The organism is Candidatus Clostridium stratigraminis, assembly GCF_045310675.1.
Taxonomy (GTDB): Bacteria; Bacillota; Clostridia; order Clostridiales; family Clostridiaceae; genus Clostridium_AT; species Clostridium_AT stratigraminis.
Genome location: NZ_JBJHZZ010000027.1, coordinates 1 through 16,719 on the forward strand (window position 1 = coordinate 1; position 16,719 = coordinate 16,719).

Genomic DNA, 16,719 nt, shown 5'->3' on the forward strand with positions numbered 1-16,719 from the left:
GCATTGTAGACACGTCCTTCCTTTTCTATATTTTATTATGTTCGGATTTCTGTGTCTACATTATTATACTAACACCATATCAAATCTTCAATATCATTAATTAAATTAGAAAGTGAGGAGAATTTTGAAAAGAAATTCAATTATACTAATATGTTTTATAATTCTTATTACAACTGGTTTTGTTGCATATAAAACTTATGAAATCAATAGTATATATCATTTTACTTCTTTTGATAAAAAATATTTTAGTGACATGGGATTTGTAATAAAGTCCACAAATATAAAACCAAAAGTTGATAAAAATGAAATACTAAGAATTACTAAAACCATGCAACAACTATCATCATTACATCCCAAGGGTATATATATACAATATGGGCTTATCTCAACTAATACATTTACCATAAATGCTATTTCACAAGATGCAATAAATGCAGACCCAATTCTTAAAGATAAAAATTCCATATCCAATATACCAGTTTGGATTATTACTTTTAGTGGGCTTCTATCAGATAATTATAAACCCGATAAGAATGTAATTGGTAAACAACCATTAGATACAACCAATACAGTCATAGATGCCATATCTGGGAAAATCCTATTAGAATTTGGTAGTGGAAAAAGACCTTAATACATAATAATTATAACCATGTAAAATATAACAAAATATTTTATTTACTCTAATATACTTTAGGGGGAGTCGGTATGAAAAAGGTTCAATATTACTATTTATGGTTAGTAATACTTATGTTTTTGATGGTCGGGTGTTCAAAGTCAGTAGGTATAACAAATGCTAATACAAAAGAAGTAAGCCAAGTGGCAATAGATGAATTAAAAATTGAGAATAATCAATTATCCAAGGAAGTTGACAACCAGAAAAAATTATTAGAATTGAGAAATTATTTAGACTCAGATTTTTATTATTTACTCAATGACATGAAGAAAGGAAGAATTGACGAAATCAAGAAAAAAGTTACGTCTAATATTAGTGTTTACAGTGATAAATTAGTTTCCCAACTACAAACTGGGGCATGGAATTTCAATTTTCCTAAAGACAATGTAAAATTTAGACAGAGAACTTTTTTTATGAAGAACCCGCAAACATATGAGGCAATTTATGAAGTTTGGGACTATAAAGAAGAAAAACTTCCTGAATGTTATGTGGAGTATAATTTAGTAGATAATACATGGAAATTAAATTCAATTTTCATTGATGGAGGAAATTAAATTTGGTAAAGATTTTAGGGTTGGATTATTATTTTCATATTTGTTGAACAACTGTTATGAAAATATTATTAAGATAGATGTGCTAATTTTGAACAAAGTTTATAACAAAATAAGGTTTCATTTAAAAAAGTTTTTAATTTAGGTTATATATACAATAATAACTATATAATATAAATTGAAAGAAAGGTGCCTTAGATTGAGAATTATAGTGAGTATTTTTCAATGATATTATTTATTATTGGCTCTTATCTTGTGATTAAAGGGTTTATATTGATAAAAATGAGAAAAAACATATTAAATAACATTTTAGATTTGAAATCATAATAGAATAACAAACAGCTAAATTTACTTAGTATATATTGTAACTTGTAATAAAATATTGACGTATTATAGTATATTATGCAATAATTTGGCTATTTAAAAAATTGAGGAATGTATGAAAGTTTGATATATTTTTATTATGCGTTAACTTGCAATAATAATGTTTTAAGCTAATAATTTGGATATTTCAAAGTTTTATGGGGGATTTATTATATGTTAAATAACAAAAGATTTTTTTCAGCGCTTTTAAGTGCTTCTTTATTGTGTGGAGTTTTAAACGTGGCTCCTGTTTTTGCACAAGAAGCTTATACAGGAATTACAAGACTATCAGGTAATGATAGATATGGAACTGCATTGGCTATTAGTAAGTCTGGTTGGATGCAGGCTAATACAGTTATTATTGCCACTGGAACAAATTATCCAGATGCATTATCAGCAGCACCATTAGCTAAGGCAAATGATGCTCCAATACTATTGACAGAAAAAGGTGCACTAAGTTCAGACACTATATCTGAGATAAAAAGATTAAAAGCTACAAAAGCTATTTTAGTTGGAGGGACAGGTGTTATAACTACAAATATTGAAAATCAGCTAAAAAATATTGGAGTTAATTTTACCAGGATTGGTGGAATTAATAGATATGAAACATCAAAGTTAGTAGCTGAAAAATTGGGTACAAGTAATGGAATTATAGTAGCAACAGGTTTGAATTTTCCAGATGCACTATCAATAGCTCCAATTGCAGGGATTAAGGCCATGCCTATTTTATTATCACCGAAAGATGGATTAGATCCAAGTGTTGCATCCTTTATTAAAGGTAAAACTATACCAGTTTCATACATAGTAGGAGAGACAGGAGTCTTAGGAAATAAAGTATATTCAAGTGTACCAAATAGTATAAGACTTGGCGGAATAAATAGATATGAAACTAATCGAATTATCAATAAACAATTTGAAGGAGATTTAAGATTTGGTACAGCCTTTTTAGCTACAGGAAATGATTTTCCAGATGCATTAAGTGGATCAGCTTTAGCAGCTAAAAATAATGCGCCAATTATATTAACAGATAAAAATTCTATTACGAATGATACTCTTAATTTTATAAAAAGTGAAGGTGTAATAAATGTATCTATTCTAGGCGGAACTGGTGCTATTAGCAAAAATGTACAAGATGTGCTTACTAATACTATTAATAATAACATAGTAAATCCATCATCAGTAAGTTTAAACAAAACTACGAATATACTTACAATAGGTACTACAGATACTTTAATAGCTACAGTATCACCATCAAATGCTACAAATAAGAACGTACAGTGGAGTACATCAAATAGTAACGTAGCCACTGTAGATGCAGCAGGAAAAGTAACAGCTATTGGGACAGGAACAGCCACAATTACAGTAACTACAGTAGATGGAAACAAGATAGCAAGCTGTACTATTACTGTAAATGATATAGTAACATTTAAAGATAAGAATTTAGAACAAGCAGTAAGAAATGCAATAAATAAACCTGAAGGTACTATATACAAAAGAGATGTTGTTAATATTACATACCTAGATGCATTCGGTATGAATATAAGTGATATTGGTGGAATTGAAAATCTATCAAGTTTGCAGACACTTGATTTAGGGAATAATCAAATAAGAGATATTAGTGCTTTGAAAGGGCTAACTAATTTACGAAAAATTTTTTTAGATAATAACCAAATAAATGATATTAATGCATTGAACGGATTAACTAATTTGCAGTCAGTTGATTTAGATGGTAATCAGATAAGCAATATTAATGCTTTGAAAGAATTAACTAGTATACAGGGTCTTAGCTTATCTGGTAATAAAATAAGTGATATTGGTGCTCTGAGAGGATTAACTAATTTAATGGGTCTTGGTTTAACTGATAATCTAATAAGTGATATCAGTACTTTGAGGGGATTAACTAATTTAAAAGAGCTTTTTTTAAGTGATAATCAAATAAGTGATATTAGTACCCTGATTGGATTGACTAATTTACAGAGCCTTGATTTAACTTGTAATCAAATAAGTGATATAAGTACTTTGAGGGTATTAACTAATTTACAGTCACTTGGTTTAGCTAGTAATCAAATAAAGTATGTTAGTGCTTTGAAGGGATTAACTAATTTACAGTCACTTTCCTTAGATAAAAACGAAATAAGTGATATTAGTGATTTTAAAGGATTAATTAATTTACAGTACCTTAATTTAATTGATAATCAAATAAGTAATATAAGCGCTTTGAAAGAATTAACTAGTTTACAGTACCTTATTTTAGATAATAATCAAATAAGTGATATTAGTGCTTTGAAGGGATTAACTAATATACAATATCTTTTTTTAGATAATAATCAAATAAGTGATATCAGTGCTTTGAACGGATTAACTAATTTACAGTACCTTTTTTTAGATGATAATCAGATAAGTGATATCAGCGCTTTGAAAGAATTAGCAAGTTTATACAGCCTATATTTAGATAATAATCAAATAAGTGATATTAATGCCTTAACTGGATTAATTAATTTACAGAGCCTTGGTTTAATTGGTAATCATATAAGTATTACAGATCAACAAAAACTAAAAACTGCACTGCCAAATTGTGAAGTTTTGTTTTAATAGAAAATATGAAAGAGCAGCTGAAAAGAGGACTATTCAGCTGCTTTTTCATTTAAGTGGCAATTATAAACGATAGGGACGGTTCCTTTTAACACTAGTGACGGTTCCTTTGATAGCAATTCTAGCTTATATCAAATTGCTATATTAAAAAAGATTAATATTAAATTTGCTACGGGCTACAATCAAAAATAAAAAACTAATTAATCAGAAGAAATCGTACCTTTTGAAAAATTAAAATAATAAGAATATTCTTGACTATGAGAAGGTAACATTTTATAATAAATAGTACTATTGCTAATAGGTTCATAAATTAATAAAATATGGAGGTTGAATTATGGTTAAACCTGTAAAATTAACAACTTTATTGAAGGCAAAATCGGGAGTAAGTAAGGAAGATTTCAAAAGGCACTGTTTAGATGAATACTCACCTATAGTTTTAAAACTCAGGAAACTAAAGGGATATAGAATTAACATTGCAATTGATGAATATCAAGATAAGGCAGGGGAATTGACATATGATGGTACTGCAGAACTATGTTGGGATTCTATAAATGATATGAAAAAGGACTTAGCATCAAATGCTGGTGCTGAGTTATTGGCAGACGCAGATTCTTGCATGCAGAAGACTCATATCTATTTAGAAGAGCACACATTATTAAATGTAACTGCCGAGATCTAATAACCTATTATCCTAATAATATTGATACATACAAGGCTAAATTAATAAATAGTACAAGCCTACTTACATAATAAATATATGAGATGGGTTGATGAAATGATAGAAAATCATTATATACAATCACTAGGAACCGTCCCTAGTGATTTGAAGGAAGATATATATAAACTTGTTAAGGAAGCGGCATATTCAGAGACTATTAAAAGTAAAAGCTTCATAATTGCTGCAAATTGGAAGATGAACAAAAATACAAAGGAAGTTATTGAATTTTTGGATTTTCTAAATAAAGCAGCACTTGATGAGAAGAATACCTTTGTTTTATTTCCTCCTTATCCTTATCTATATCTAATGAGAGATAAGCTGAGATATAGCAAAGTATTATATGGAGTTCAAAATATGTTCTGGGAAAATTCAGGAGCCTTTACTGGAGAGGTTTCACCTGCCATGGCAAAAGATTTTGGGTGCAAATATGCCATAATTGGTCATTCTGAAAGAAGGAATATTTTTAAGGAAACAGATGAGATGCTGGAAAAAAAGGTAGAAGCCTGTATAAAAAATGGCTTAAAGCCAATTCTTTGTATTGGAGAAAACCTTGAAGAACGCCAATCAAAGCGTTACGAGGAGAAACTCAAAAATCAGCTAGTTAATGGTCTTGCAAAACTGAATCCTGAAAGCCTCGATAATGTAATTATTGCATATGAACCTGTGTGGGCAATTGGTACAGGGATGAATGCAACGCCTGCTCAGGTAGAAGATACCCACGGATATATTAGGTATATACTAAATTCACTATATGGTGCAGATACTTCAGAAAAAATTCCAATACTTTATGGTGGCAGCGCTAAAGCCTCTAATGTAATTGAACTTGCAATTGCACAAAATGTATCGGGATTTCTCATTGGCGGTGCAAGTCTTTGCATAAAGGAATTTAAAGAAATAATGACAAAACTAGGTAAGTAAGGAGGCAGGAAATGGAATTAATAGAATTGGAAGAGCTCATAAAAAAAACCACTGCTGAAGTTGTAAATAGAGCTTTGAAGTCACAGGCAGTAAGTTTTAAGGACCTTTCTATGCCGAAGCTAAAACAGCTGCTCCTTATAATCCCTGCAAATGTCATTAATCTTGAGGAATCGGTTAAGCAAATAGAAAATAAATACTGTGATAGTGAGTTCAGTATTGCTTCCTACAAAAAGACTGATGCCATAAAATTTAGTAATGCAAAAGAAATTTATGATTTAAATGGCGAGTCTTCTCGGGATAAGCTAGCAAATAACATTAATAAATATGAGGAAATCATAGTTCTATCTCCAGAACTTACACAAATGCGAGCCCTCACTCAGGGTGATGATTCTGGATTTATAGAAAACTTATTGATTTATTCCTTACTTCATAAGAAAAAAACAGTTTTTTTATTTGACTATGATATGAAAGCGGTACCTTATAATAGTTTAGGCAAGAAAATTAAAGATTTATTAGGTTCCATTTCTGAAATGGGTGTATTAATTGAAGATCTTTTGCAGGATACAGAGAAAAAATCTGATGCTGTCACAGTTTCTAGTAAACAGCTTATTACAGAAGAACAAGTTGAGGATTTTTATAAAAACGGAAGAAGAGAAATATTATGCGAAAAAGGATGTATTATAACACCTCTTGCAAGAGACGCAGCTCGGGAAATGGGAGTAAATTTTATACAATTGGAGGTGTAGTATGAGTTTAGAAAAATCAAGAATAGATGAAATTGCTCAAGAAATGATAAGAAAATTTAATGGAGGCATGCTTAAGGAATCAGCAGCTTGTAACCCAAATTGCCTAGGCATATACACTTACATTGAGGATGCAATAGAAGCTGCAAAGCTTTCACAAAAGCAGCTTGTAGCACTTAGTATAGAGCATCGCAATAAAATAATAGCTGCAATGAGAAAAGCTGCTATAGAAAATGCAAGAAAACTAGCAGTTATGGCAAATGAAGAAACGGGATTTGGCAGGGTAGAAGATAAAGTGATAAAGAATCTGTTAGCTGCTGAAAAAACACCAGGTACTGAAGATCTTCATACAGCTGCATATACCGGAGATAATGGAATGACACTGATTGAAGAAGCACCTTACGGTGTTATTGGGGCAATTACCCCTTCAACAAACCCAACTGCCACTGTTATAAATAACAGTATTAGTATGGTGGCTGCTGGAAACGGTGTGGTATTCAATCCACATCCAAGTGCAAAAAAGGCAACTATTGAAGCTATTTCACTATTAAATGAAGCTATAAAAAGTGCAGGTGGACCTGAGTCACTTTTATGTTCCGTTTTTGAGCCAACTATGGAAACAAGCAAAGTAATAATGGAGCATAAACATGTCAGAATATTAGCAGTAACTGGCGGAGAAGCAGTAGTTAATGTTGCTATGAGAAGTGGTAAAAAGGTTATTGCAGCAGGGCCAGGCAATCCTCCTGTAATAGTTGATGATACAGCTGATATAAAAAAGGCTGCAGCTGATATTACAAAAGGTGCAAGCTTTGATAACAATATACTCTGTATAGCTGAAAAGGAAGTTTTTGTTTTCAAAAGTGTAGCAGATGAGCTTATAAGGGAAATGATAAAAAACAACTGCTATTTGGCTAATAAAGCTGAAATAGAAAAAATAGGTTCAGTAATACTTGAAAAGGACAAGAACGGTAAATGCGTAGTTAATAGAAAATTTGTTGGTAAAAGTGCAAGCTATATTCTCAATGCCTCTGATATAAAAGTAAATGAAGATTACAAGCTTGTACTTGCAGAAGTTGATTATAATCATCCCTTTGTAACAACTGAGCTTTTGATGCCTGTGCTTGCAATTTCAAGAGTAGATAGCTTAGATGAAGCAATAGACAAGGCAGTAGAGGCAGAAAACAATTGCAGGCATACAGCTATGATGCATTCTACCAATGTTAATAATCTAACCTTAGCTGCAAGGGCACTGGACACTACTATATTTGTAAAAAATGCTCCATCCTATGCAGGCCTTGGAATTGATGGAGAAGGATATACAACTCTTACCATAGCAACTCCAACAGGAGAAGGACTTACTTCTGCAAAAAGCTTTGTTAGGCTAAGAAGGTGTACACTTTCAGGATCATTTAGAATTATTTAATGTGAGGAGCTTATAGATGTTTAAGTCATATTTGGAGCGAATAAAGGATGCTGGAGTTGTAGGAGCAGGCGGTGCAGGGTTTCCTACACATGTAAAAGTGAATAACAGTGCAGATATTGCCATTGCAAATGGGGCAGAATGTGAACCATTGCTTAAAGTAGACCAGCAGATAATGGAGCTTTATCCTGACAAAATTATTGAAGGCCTGCGCATTGTAATGAAAATATCAAATGCAGAAAAGGGCGTAATTTGTTTAAAGGAAAAATATCATAAGGCTGTAGAAAAGCTAAACGAGGCATTAGAGGAAAGCAATAATAAAAATATATCGGTGCAGCTTATTGGAAATTACTATCCTGCAGGAGATGAACAGCAGATTATTTATGAGATAACAGGAAAGGTAGTGCCACTGGGAGGTATACCTATAGATGTTGGAGCCATTGTGTGCAATGTAAGTACACTTATAAACATAGCTAACTCTAGTAAGGAAATACCCGTTACAACTAAATTCGTAACGATAACAGGAGAGGTTAAAAACCCAATAACACTAAATGTTCCAATTGGAACACCAATTACAAAGCTTTTAGAAATTGCAGAAGGCCCTAAAAATGAGGAAGGGTATTCAATGATCCTTGGGGGACCAGCAATGGGCAGAGTAGAGACGGATTGGAGCAGTCCTGTTACAAAAACACTTGGAGGTGTAATAATACTTCCAAATAATCACCCATTAATAAATAAGAAAACCACACCACTAGAAAGGGATATTAAGCTTGCAAAATCCGTTTGCTGCCAGTGTAACTATTGTACCCAAATGTGTCCAAGAAATGCGCTGGGATTAGGAGTGGAACCGCATAAGGTAATGAGAGCAGTGGCATCTGGTGAAGCTTTAGCAATTGGAAATGCTGATACAGTTTTTGGCTGCTGTGATTGTGGTCTTTGTTCCTATTATGCATGCAGTATGGGCCTAGCACCTAGTAGAATGGTTACTGCAATAAAAACAGGACTTGCAAAGAAGGGAATAAAACCTGAAAAGAAGGTTCCTTTTGAGACAAGTGACATGAGAAACTACATAAAGGTTCCCACAAAAAGATATATGGAAAGATTGGGAGTTAGTAAATACGATTTTGCTGCACCAATTAATATAGAACTTATTGAGGTAAAGGAGGTGAAAATCCCTTTAAGGCAGCATATTGGTGTACAAGCTATACCAGTGGTAAGTGTTGGAGCTTTAGTAAATAAAGGTGATTTGATTGGCTCTATACCAGAAGGAAAGATGGGTGCAAAGGTTCATGCCAGTATAAATGGTGTGATTACAAGTATATCAGAGGAAAGTATAGCAATAAGTGCTTTAAGCGAGGTGAAATAATGGATTCACTTGGAATGTTGGAAGTAAATAGTATAGCAATTGGTATAAAAGCAGGAGACGCAATGCTTAAAACAGCCTTGGTTACATTAGTAACTGCACAAACTGCTTGTCCAGGTAAGTATATTGTATTGATACAGGGAGATGTTGCTGCAGTAAAAAGTTCAGTAGAGGCTGGAAAATCTGAAGCAAAGGAAACATTAGTTGATAGCTTAGTTATACCAAGTCTTCACCCTCAGGTTTTTTCAGCATTAAATGGTTCTTCAGATATAGAGAAGAGGGACGCAGTAGGAGTAATTGAAACATTTTCTCTGGCAACTGCAATTTATGCTGCAGATGCATCAGTTAAAGCAGCTGAGGTTGATTTGATTGAAATTAGACTTGGAAGAGGACTTGGAGGAAAAGCATTTGTATTATTAACAGGAGATGTAAGCTCAGTGAAAGCTGCAGTTGAAGCTGCTGTAAAGAAACATGAGAACGAAGGTACAATAGCAAAAACTGTGGTAATACCTTCACCCCATCCAGATATAATGAAAGCATTATTATAAATAATTTATACACTGAAAGGAGATTTTTAGTTATGGAAAAGGAAGCATTAGGAATGGTAGAAACAAGAGGTTTAATCGCTGCTATAGAAGCAGCAGATGCAATGGTAAAAGCTGCAAATGTAAAGCTTATAGGTAAAGAGCTTATAGGAAGCGGACTTGTAACAGTTATGGTAAGAGGTGATGTAGGAGCTGTAAAGGCTGCAACTGAAGCAGGTGCTTCAGCAGCTAAAAGAGTAGGAGACGTTATTTCTGTACATGTTATACCAAGACCTCATGAAGATGTTGAAGGTATATTAGTAAAATAATTATAAAAAAAATTTAAAAATGAATTGTAAAGGAGAGTATTAATAATGGAAAAAGAAGCATTAGGAATGGTAGAAACAAGAGGACTAATAGGTGCAATAGAGGCAGCAGATGCAATGGTAAAGGCTGCAAATGTAAAGCTAGTAGGCAAGGAACAGATAGGTAGCGGACTTGTAACTGTTATGGTAAGAGGTGATGTAGGAGCTGTAAAGGCTGCAACTGAAGCAGGTGCTTCTGCAGCTAAAAAGGTTGGAGAACTTGTTTCAGTACATGTTATTCCAAGACCACATAGTGATGTTGAAAATATACTTCCAAACAATGTATGTGAAGAAAAATAAGAAGTGCTTTTTGAAGTAAATAAATTAAACATAAGAAGGTGAAGTATATGGAAATAGATAAGTTAGTAGCGAAAATTGCAGAAGAGGTGTATCGCAAAATCGCATCAGAAATGAATGTTCCTAATGGGTATACTACAGGCAGCAATTCAAGCATTGGTAGCTCAAATAGCAGCATAGCATCCATGGTTGACCATACCCTTTTAAAGCCAGATGCAACAGCTGAGCAGGTTAAAAAGATATGCACGGAAGCAAGAGAATATAAATTTGCATCTGTTTGTGTAAATACATATTATGTTCCCTTTGTTTCAAAGCTGCTTTCAGGAAGTGGTGTAAAGACATGCTGCGTTGTAGGTTTTCCACTAGGAGCAATGTCTACCAAAGGAAAAGTGGAGGAAACAAAGGACGCTCTTGAAAATGGAGCAAATGAAATAGATATGGTCATCAATGTAGGAGCACTTAAGTCAGGTGATTTTGATTACGTTTTAAAGGATATTGAAGCATTAGTAAATGCAGTTAGAGGAAAAGCAATCTTAAAAGTAATCATTGAAACTTGCCTGCTCACTGATGAAGAAAAAGTTAAAGCATGTACACTTTCAAAAATAGCTGGTGCAGATTTTGTAAAGACCTCTACTGGCTTTAGCACTGGTGGAGCAACAGTTGATGATATTGCGCTTATGAGACAGACAGTAGGACCAAACCTAGGCGTTAAGGCATCTGGCGGGGTTAAGGATTATAAGACTGCATTAGCAATGATAAAAGCTGGTGCTACAAGAATAGGTACAAGTTCTGGGGTTCAAATTGTACAAAGCGAAAAGTCAGGAGTACAAGGCGTAGATACGGGTCATGAATGTATAAACTGCGGACGCTGCAGCCAAAAGTGTCCTACAGGCAATGCAACTATTGTTAAGAATTGCTATTAAGGATCATTAAAATTTAGGGAGGCTTATTATGTATGCAGCAAGAGTAATTGGTACTGTTGTTTGCACTCAGAAGGAAGAGAAATTGAGTGGTTTAAAACTGCAGGTTGTTCAACCTGTAAACCTTATAAGTCTTCAAGAAGAGGGCAAGCCAGTTGTGGCTATAGATGCTGTTGGAGCAGGTATATCTGAGATTGTACTGGTAGTTGGAGGAAGCTCTGCAAGGCAGACCTCCATTACCACTAATATGCCAGTAGATGCTACAATTATGGCTATAGTTGATTACATTGACATAGAAGGAAAACAAGTATTTAACAAATTTAATAAGGGAGAAATAAATCATGAAAGTAGCGATAGGTAGTGATCATGGCGGATACGCAATGAAAGAACTGTTAAAAAAATACCTAAATGAAGAATTAAAGGTTGAGTATTTAGATTTAGGTACTTTCAGTGATCAAAGATGTGATTATACTGATTTTGCATTGCTGGTTGGCGAAGCTGTCAGCAATAAACGCTGCGATTTTGGAATAATGATAGATGCTGCAGGAATAGGATCTTCTGTTATGGCAAACAAGATTCCTGGAGTAAGAGCTGCAGTAGCCAACGAGATATATACTGCACGAAACAGCAGAGCTCATAATGATACAAATGTCCTTTGCCTTGGCAGCTTTATTATCGGTGAAGGTGTTGCAAAAGAAATTGTAAAGGTTTGGCTTTCAACTAAGCATGAAGGTGAGCGTAATATAAGAAGAGTAGAAAAAATTATTGAATTTGAGAGAAGATTAAACGAAGCTCGGGGGAAATAAAATGCAGCTAGCAAAGGTTATTGGTTCCGTAGTAGCTACCCGCAAGGATGAGCTTTTAACAGGTATCAAATTACTGGTTATACAGCCTGTAGATTCAAAAGGCAATAAGGAAGGATCACCTATAGTTGCTGTTGATACAGTAGGAGCAGGCTCTGGTGAAATGGTCATCTATGCTAAGAGCAAGGAGGGGGCTATGGCTCTTCCAAATCCAAGTGCCTGTGCAGATGCTGGAATAACAGGGATCATAGATCATGTTTATAGGCCTTAAGATATTTTATCATATTTATAGGAGGCAGCAAAAATGCTCATGGCAAGGGTAGTAGGAAATGTGGTAGCAACTCAAAAAAATATAAATTACGTAGGCAAAAAGCTTTTATTGATTCAGCCTGTTGATACTTTAGGAAAGCCTTATGGCTCTGAGGTTCTAGCTGTGGATGGAATAGGTGCTGGTATAGGAGATCTTGTGATAGCAATTGCTGAAGGTGGTTCTGCACGTCAGGTCACTAAAGCAGAGAGTGCTTTAGCACCCATAGATGTTTGTATCGCAGGAATTATAGATACTATAGATACAGAAGCAGGCTCTTTAAGAAATTAATGACTTAAAGATTGGGGTTTAAAGTAAATGTTTTTAGAAAATATAATCAAAAGAGCAAAAGAAGATATTAAAACAATTGTTTTGCCAGAAAGTGAAGATATTAGAACTTTAAAAGCTACAGAAATGATTCTAAAACAAGGAATTGCAAATATTATTCTTGTTGGAAATGAAGCCGTTATTAGGAAAAAAGCTGAAGGTTTTGATATAAGTAAGGCCAAAATTATAGATCCTCTGTGCTATGATAAGTTTGATGAATTTGCAGAAGAATTCGTAAAAATACGCAAATCAAAAGGTATAACACTAGAAGCTGCAAAAGAAATGATAAAAGACCCACCATATTTTGGTGTGATGCTTGTAAAAATGGGAGAGGCAGACGGTATGGTGTCAGGAGCAGTCCACTCTACTCCTGATACTTTAAGGCCTGCACTTCAAATTTTAAAAACAGCACAAGGAACAAAGATTGTTTCTTCATTCTTTGTTATGGTTGTCCCAGATTGCAAATATGGTTCTAATGGTACTTTTGTGTATTCCGACTGCGGCCTTGTGGAAAATCCATCATCGGAAGAATTAGCGGAAATTGCTGTTGCAGCTGCAAAATCCTTCGATACCCTCGTTCAGCAGGAACCTATTGTTGCAATGTTGTCTTATTCCACCTATGGCAGCGCAAAGAGTGAGCTAACTAATAAAGTGATTAAAGCTTCTCAGCTTGCCAAAATAATAGCTCCGAACCTAAAGCTTGAGGGAGAATTGCAGGTAGATGCTGCCCTTGTACCCTCAGTTGGTCTATCAAAGGCTCCTGGAAGTACTGTGGCAGGGGAAGCAAATGTTTTAGTGTTTCCTGATCTGAATGCAGGGAACATTGGATATAAGCTTACACAAAGGCTTGCAAAGGCAGAGGCCTACGGTCCAATTACTCAAGGCCTCGCAAAACCTGTAAATGATTTATCAAGAGGCTGCAGTGCAGAGGACATTGTTGGAGTCGTTGCAATAACCTGTGTACAGGCTCAAAACCAATAGGGACGGTTCCTTTTGATTGGGATTCTAGCCAATAAACCACTAGGAACCGTCCCTTATGATCAATTCAGAAACTGTGGCGATAGTACTGTGAAGTTAGTTTATAAAAAATTCAGTGAGGTTGAATACATAATAAAATAATGATTAAAAGCTCTGAAAACTCAGGGCTTTTTTTAAGACTACAATAATCTTTCAATAATAAATGGAGTTAATTTCATTAACAATAATAAAAGAATTAATGTACAAACGCTAATAAAAATATATATCTTAGCAGCATTTTTAGCTATACGCTTAATATCCAAAATATCACCTCAGTAAAATTATTGACAAAGGAAGGACATGTTAAACTTAACTAGAATACAATTTTATAAAGACACATTAGTAAACTAACATGAAAAAATGATAAAACAAAATGAACCAATGAAACGTCATAACTAGAATAAAATTGAATTAAGAGTCAGGGGGAGATTTTGTGGGAAATATGGATGAGAATATGTCATTAAATAATGTAGTGGAAATAAATCAAGAGGTTATCCAAACTACTGGTAAGAAGTTATGGAATCCTAAGGGCTTTTTAATTCTTAGTATTCTGTTCTCTTTTCTGCCAGCTTCAATTTTGTATTCTTTAAATTATGGTAGATTAGGGTTTCCTAAAAAGAAAAATATTTCATTGCTAATTTCATTTATTGCTTTTGTAATAATGATATCAATGGCGCTTTTCATTAATCAGAGCATATTAAAGGGTATTTTCTATGGCCTAAATATAGGAGCAGCTGTATATATGAGACAAGATCAGTCCAAGTTATTTGAAAACCATGTATTAAACGGTGGGCGAAAAGCATCATACTTAGTTCCATCCCTAGTAAGTACAGTTATTGCAGCAATATTTCTGGTATTGATGTTCTATTCAATTAATATCCCGGATCAGAAATTAATGTTTAATGGCAGCGAGCTATACTATACAGAGAATGTACAAAAAAGTGATGCAGAAAAATTAGGAACTTATCTTAGCGAACAAGGCTTTTTTAATGAAAACATAAAAGTTTCTGTCAAGATCGATAAAAAATCTACAACATATGATTTCTCTTTAATTGTAGACAAAAGTAGTCTAGGGGACAAAAACTTAGAACAGTCCGCTAAGGACATGAGTATGGAATTGTCAAAAAACGTGTTTAATAATAGCAAAGTAAATATTAACCTTTGTGACAATGTCTTTAAACCCTTAAAAACCATATCTAATTAAAATTTAGCTTGAGTAAGTACTATAATTAAAAGTGGTTTTATTGGAATGTGCATATTTTTAAAACAAAATGTTCCCTTTGTTTTAAAAACATTAGTATATATTTTTCTTATAAGTCGAATTTACAAATCCCGGGGAGAAATCCTCGAGATTTATTATTTTTTGAAGGAATCGTAAGTTGAATGCAGAATATAATAATAACAGCAAGACACAATGGTAAAATAATACATATAAAGAAGGTAAAAAATTATGTTTTTAATTATAACTTCACTAATAATGGGACTTGTAGGTTTTGCTATAGGAGGAATGCTTGGGGGACCAGAAATATTTATATATTTATTTACAGTTGTTGGAGTTTTAAGTCCAGGATTATATGTTTTAGAAAAAATATATAAAGAAATAAAAAGGAAAGAAGATAAGAAGTAATCTTCATCTTATGTGTCACAATAGTAATATTATGCGTCTCATCATGACTTTGTTGCAGTGTATATGGTAAAATGCATGCCCATGAATTATAGGGTAGTAGAAAGGTTTTATCAATAAATAGGTTATGTATTAAGGTAGTGTTAAGAATAATATAAACCATTTATAGTAAATATTAGTAATTTGATGTATAATATAGCTAATCAGAATTTTAAAATTAAGGAGGTTATGAAGTGAAGAAAATTTTAAAATATGCTAGCCTATTTATATTTTCGATTGCTGTTATACTAATTGCATCATATAGATTATATACATCTTTAACTAATAATCCAAAAGAAGAAAAACATGCTGCAGACATTAAGCAGCAAAATATTCAAACTTCTAAGTCGGTTATAAAAAATGATGAAATATATTTTGATGAAACTTTAAATATTAATGGATCAAAGCCTAATTTAGCTAACGAAGGTGCAATCTATGAAATAATCCATATGATGGCAAATACAAAAGTTGTAGCAGATGTGACATACGCAACCATGGATATTAAATCTGATAGGGTAAATGCTCTTATTAAAGCTGTTAATCGTTCTAATTGGAATGATAAATCAAGATTAATAGAGATATTAAACAGATGGAAGGTTGGAGATTTTAGTCAATGTGTAGATGATCATAATTATGTTTGGGCTAAGCTTGGTGGAGAAATAGGAAAAGCAACTGAACTAAAGAAATAGTGCTCTTTTTATTATGGATTTTAATCTGCTGAACTCGTGAGTAAGCAAAACATAAAATCACTTGTTACGGGTTGAAATTAAAACTTGATAAAAATAGATAAATTATATATAGCTTTTGTATTAATGACAATATGAATTACAAGCTAATTCGTGTTTTAAATACATGATTATTAAAAAAATATTTATACTTAGTTATGTCGGAACATTCTTATATGGCGAATTTTATGGATTAGATTCGTACCATTTAATTCATTAGCGGACATAATTTTGTTTTTTTTCTTATCGTTATAAACATTCCGTTATCAGTAATATGCACTCATAATTTAAATAAAATTATAAAACAGGAACACGAATAATGTTTTGAATATAAGTAGGATTAATAAGCCCCGGTGTTTATAGCATAATAGAAGTGCAGAGTTTAGCTGCTTAAAAGTGCACAGATTAACAGCTATAAATAAAGACACTT

At 33.1% G+C, this 16,719-nt stretch carries 19 protein-coding genes and 1 pseudogene; all 20 read left to right on the forward strand.

The features are described 5' to 3' along the window. Nucleotides 1–124 precede the first annotated feature (124 nt). The 20 genes and pseudogenes from ACJDUG_RS17335 (at nt 125) to ACJDUG_RS17430 (ending at nt 16,253) form a co-directional block, all read left to right on the forward strand. Nucleotides 125–631, forward strand: a complete 507-nt coding sequence (locus ACJDUG_RS17335) for a hypothetical protein (RefSeq protein ID WP_406771124.1) — start codon at nt 125–127, stop codon at nt 629–631. Between the two features lie 74 nt (nt 632–705). Further along, the gene (locus ACJDUG_RS17340) at nt 706–1,227 is read left to right on the forward strand and encodes a hypothetical protein (protein WP_406771125.1); all 522 of its coding nucleotides are present in this window, start codon (nt 706–708) and stop codon (nt 1,225–1,227) included. Nucleotides 1,228–1,761: 534 nt separating this feature from the next. Then, entirely contained in the window at nt 1,762–4,179 is a 2,418-nt protein-coding gene (locus ACJDUG_RS17345; RefSeq protein WP_406771126.1) for a leucine-rich repeat domain-containing protein, read from the forward strand. A gap of 334 nt (nt 4,180–4,513) precedes the next feature. Further along, nucleotides 4,514–4,858 carry an EthD family reductase gene (locus ACJDUG_RS17350; protein ID WP_406771127.1) on the forward strand — a complete coding sequence of 115 codons (345 nt, stop codon included), beginning with the start codon at nt 4,514–4,516 and terminating at the stop codon, nt 4,856–4,858. 78 nt (nt 4,859–4,936) lie between these two features. After that, a complete protein-coding gene (gene tpiA, locus ACJDUG_RS17355; RefSeq protein WP_406771128.1) occupies nt 4,937–5,815 on the forward strand; it encodes a triose-phosphate isomerase in 879 nt (292 codons plus the stop codon). Nucleotides 5,816–5,826: 11 nt separating this feature from the next. After that, the gene (locus ACJDUG_RS17360) at nt 5,827–6,561 is read left to right on the forward strand and encodes a hypothetical protein (RefSeq protein WP_406771129.1); all 735 of its coding nucleotides are present in this window, start codon (nt 5,827–5,829) and stop codon (nt 6,559–6,561) included. 1 nt (nt 6,562) lies between these two features. Beyond that, nucleotides 6,563–7,981: an aldehyde dehydrogenase family protein gene (locus ACJDUG_RS17365; RefSeq protein WP_406771130.1), complete on the forward strand. Its 1,419-nt coding sequence runs from the start codon at nt 6,563–6,565 to the stop codon at nt 7,979–7,981. Between the two features lie 16 nt (nt 7,982–7,997). Next, nucleotides 7,998–9,344, forward strand: coding sequence for a 4Fe-4S dicluster domain-containing protein (locus ACJDUG_RS17370; RefSeq protein WP_406771131.1), 1,347 nt, complete (start codon nt 7,998–8,000; stop codon nt 9,342–9,344). Continuing rightward, nucleotides 9,344–9,889, forward strand: a complete 546-nt coding sequence (locus ACJDUG_RS17375) for a BMC domain-containing protein (RefSeq protein ID WP_406771132.1) — start codon at nt 9,344–9,346, stop codon at nt 9,887–9,889. The genes ACJDUG_RS17370 and ACJDUG_RS17375 overlap by 1 nt, the downstream gene beginning before the upstream one ends. A gap of 32 nt (nt 9,890–9,921) precedes the next feature. Beyond that, nucleotides 9,922–10,194, forward strand: a complete 273-nt coding sequence (locus ACJDUG_RS17380; RefSeq protein ID WP_406771133.1) for a BMC domain-containing protein — start codon at nt 9,922–9,924, stop codon at nt 10,192–10,194. Between the two features lie 45 nt (nt 10,195–10,239). After that, on the forward strand, nt 10,240–10,530 hold the full coding sequence (gene eutM / locus ACJDUG_RS17385; protein WP_406771134.1) for an ethanolamine utilization microcompartment protein EutM: 291 nt from the start codon (nt 10,240–10,242) through the stop codon (nt 10,528–10,530). A 182-nt stretch (nt 10,531–10,712) separates the two neighbouring features. Continuing rightward, nucleotides 10,713–11,345: pseudogene (gene deoC, locus ACJDUG_RS17390) on the forward strand (deoxyribose-phosphate aldolase); the annotation flags it as partial. A gap of 133 nt (nt 11,346–11,478) precedes the next feature. After that, nucleotides 11,479–11,808 carry a EutN/CcmL family microcompartment protein gene (locus tag ACJDUG_RS17395; RefSeq protein ID WP_406771135.1) on the forward strand — a complete coding sequence of 110 codons (330 nt, stop codon included), beginning with the start codon at nt 11,479–11,481 and terminating at the stop codon, nt 11,806–11,808. Continuing rightward, nucleotides 11,789–12,253: a ribose 5-phosphate isomerase B gene (gene rpiB, locus ACJDUG_RS17400; RefSeq protein ID WP_406771136.1), complete on the forward strand. Its 465-nt coding sequence runs from the start codon at nt 11,789–11,791 to the stop codon at nt 12,251–12,253. The genes ACJDUG_RS17395 and rpiB overlap by 20 nt, the downstream gene beginning before the upstream one ends. Nucleotide 12,254: 1 nt before the next feature. Continuing rightward, nucleotides 12,255–12,521 carry a EutN/CcmL family microcompartment protein gene (locus tag ACJDUG_RS17405; protein WP_406771137.1) on the forward strand — a complete coding sequence of 89 codons (267 nt, stop codon included), beginning with the start codon at nt 12,255–12,257 and terminating at the stop codon, nt 12,519–12,521. 33 nt (nt 12,522–12,554) lie between these two features. After that, nucleotides 12,555–12,848, forward strand: coding sequence for a EutN/CcmL family microcompartment protein (locus tag ACJDUG_RS17410; RefSeq protein ID WP_406771138.1), 294 nt, complete (start codon nt 12,555–12,557; stop codon nt 12,846–12,848). 27 nt (nt 12,849–12,875) lie between these two features. Continuing rightward, complete coding sequence (pta, locus tag ACJDUG_RS17415) at nt 12,876–13,865, forward strand: phosphate acetyltransferase (RefSeq protein ID WP_406771139.1); 990 nt, start codon at nt 12,876–12,878, stop codon at nt 13,863–13,865. Nucleotides 13,866–14,334: 469 nt separating this feature from the next. Further along, nucleotides 14,335–15,105: a hypothetical protein gene (locus tag ACJDUG_RS17420; protein WP_406771140.1), complete on the forward strand. Its 771-nt coding sequence runs from the start codon at nt 14,335–14,337 to the stop codon at nt 15,103–15,105. 246 nt (nt 15,106–15,351) lie between these two features. After that, nucleotides 15,352–15,528 carry a hypothetical protein gene (locus ACJDUG_RS17425; RefSeq protein ID WP_406771141.1) on the forward strand — a complete coding sequence of 59 codons (177 nt, stop codon included), beginning with the start codon at nt 15,352–15,354 and terminating at the stop codon, nt 15,526–15,528. A gap of 230 nt (nt 15,529–15,758) precedes the next feature. Then, the gene (locus ACJDUG_RS17430; RefSeq protein ID WP_406771142.1) at nt 15,759–16,253 is read left to right on the forward strand and encodes a DUF6241 domain-containing protein; all 495 of its coding nucleotides are present in this window, start codon (nt 15,759–15,761) and stop codon (nt 16,251–16,253) included. The last annotated feature ends 466 nt before the right edge of the window (nt 16,254–16,719 follow it).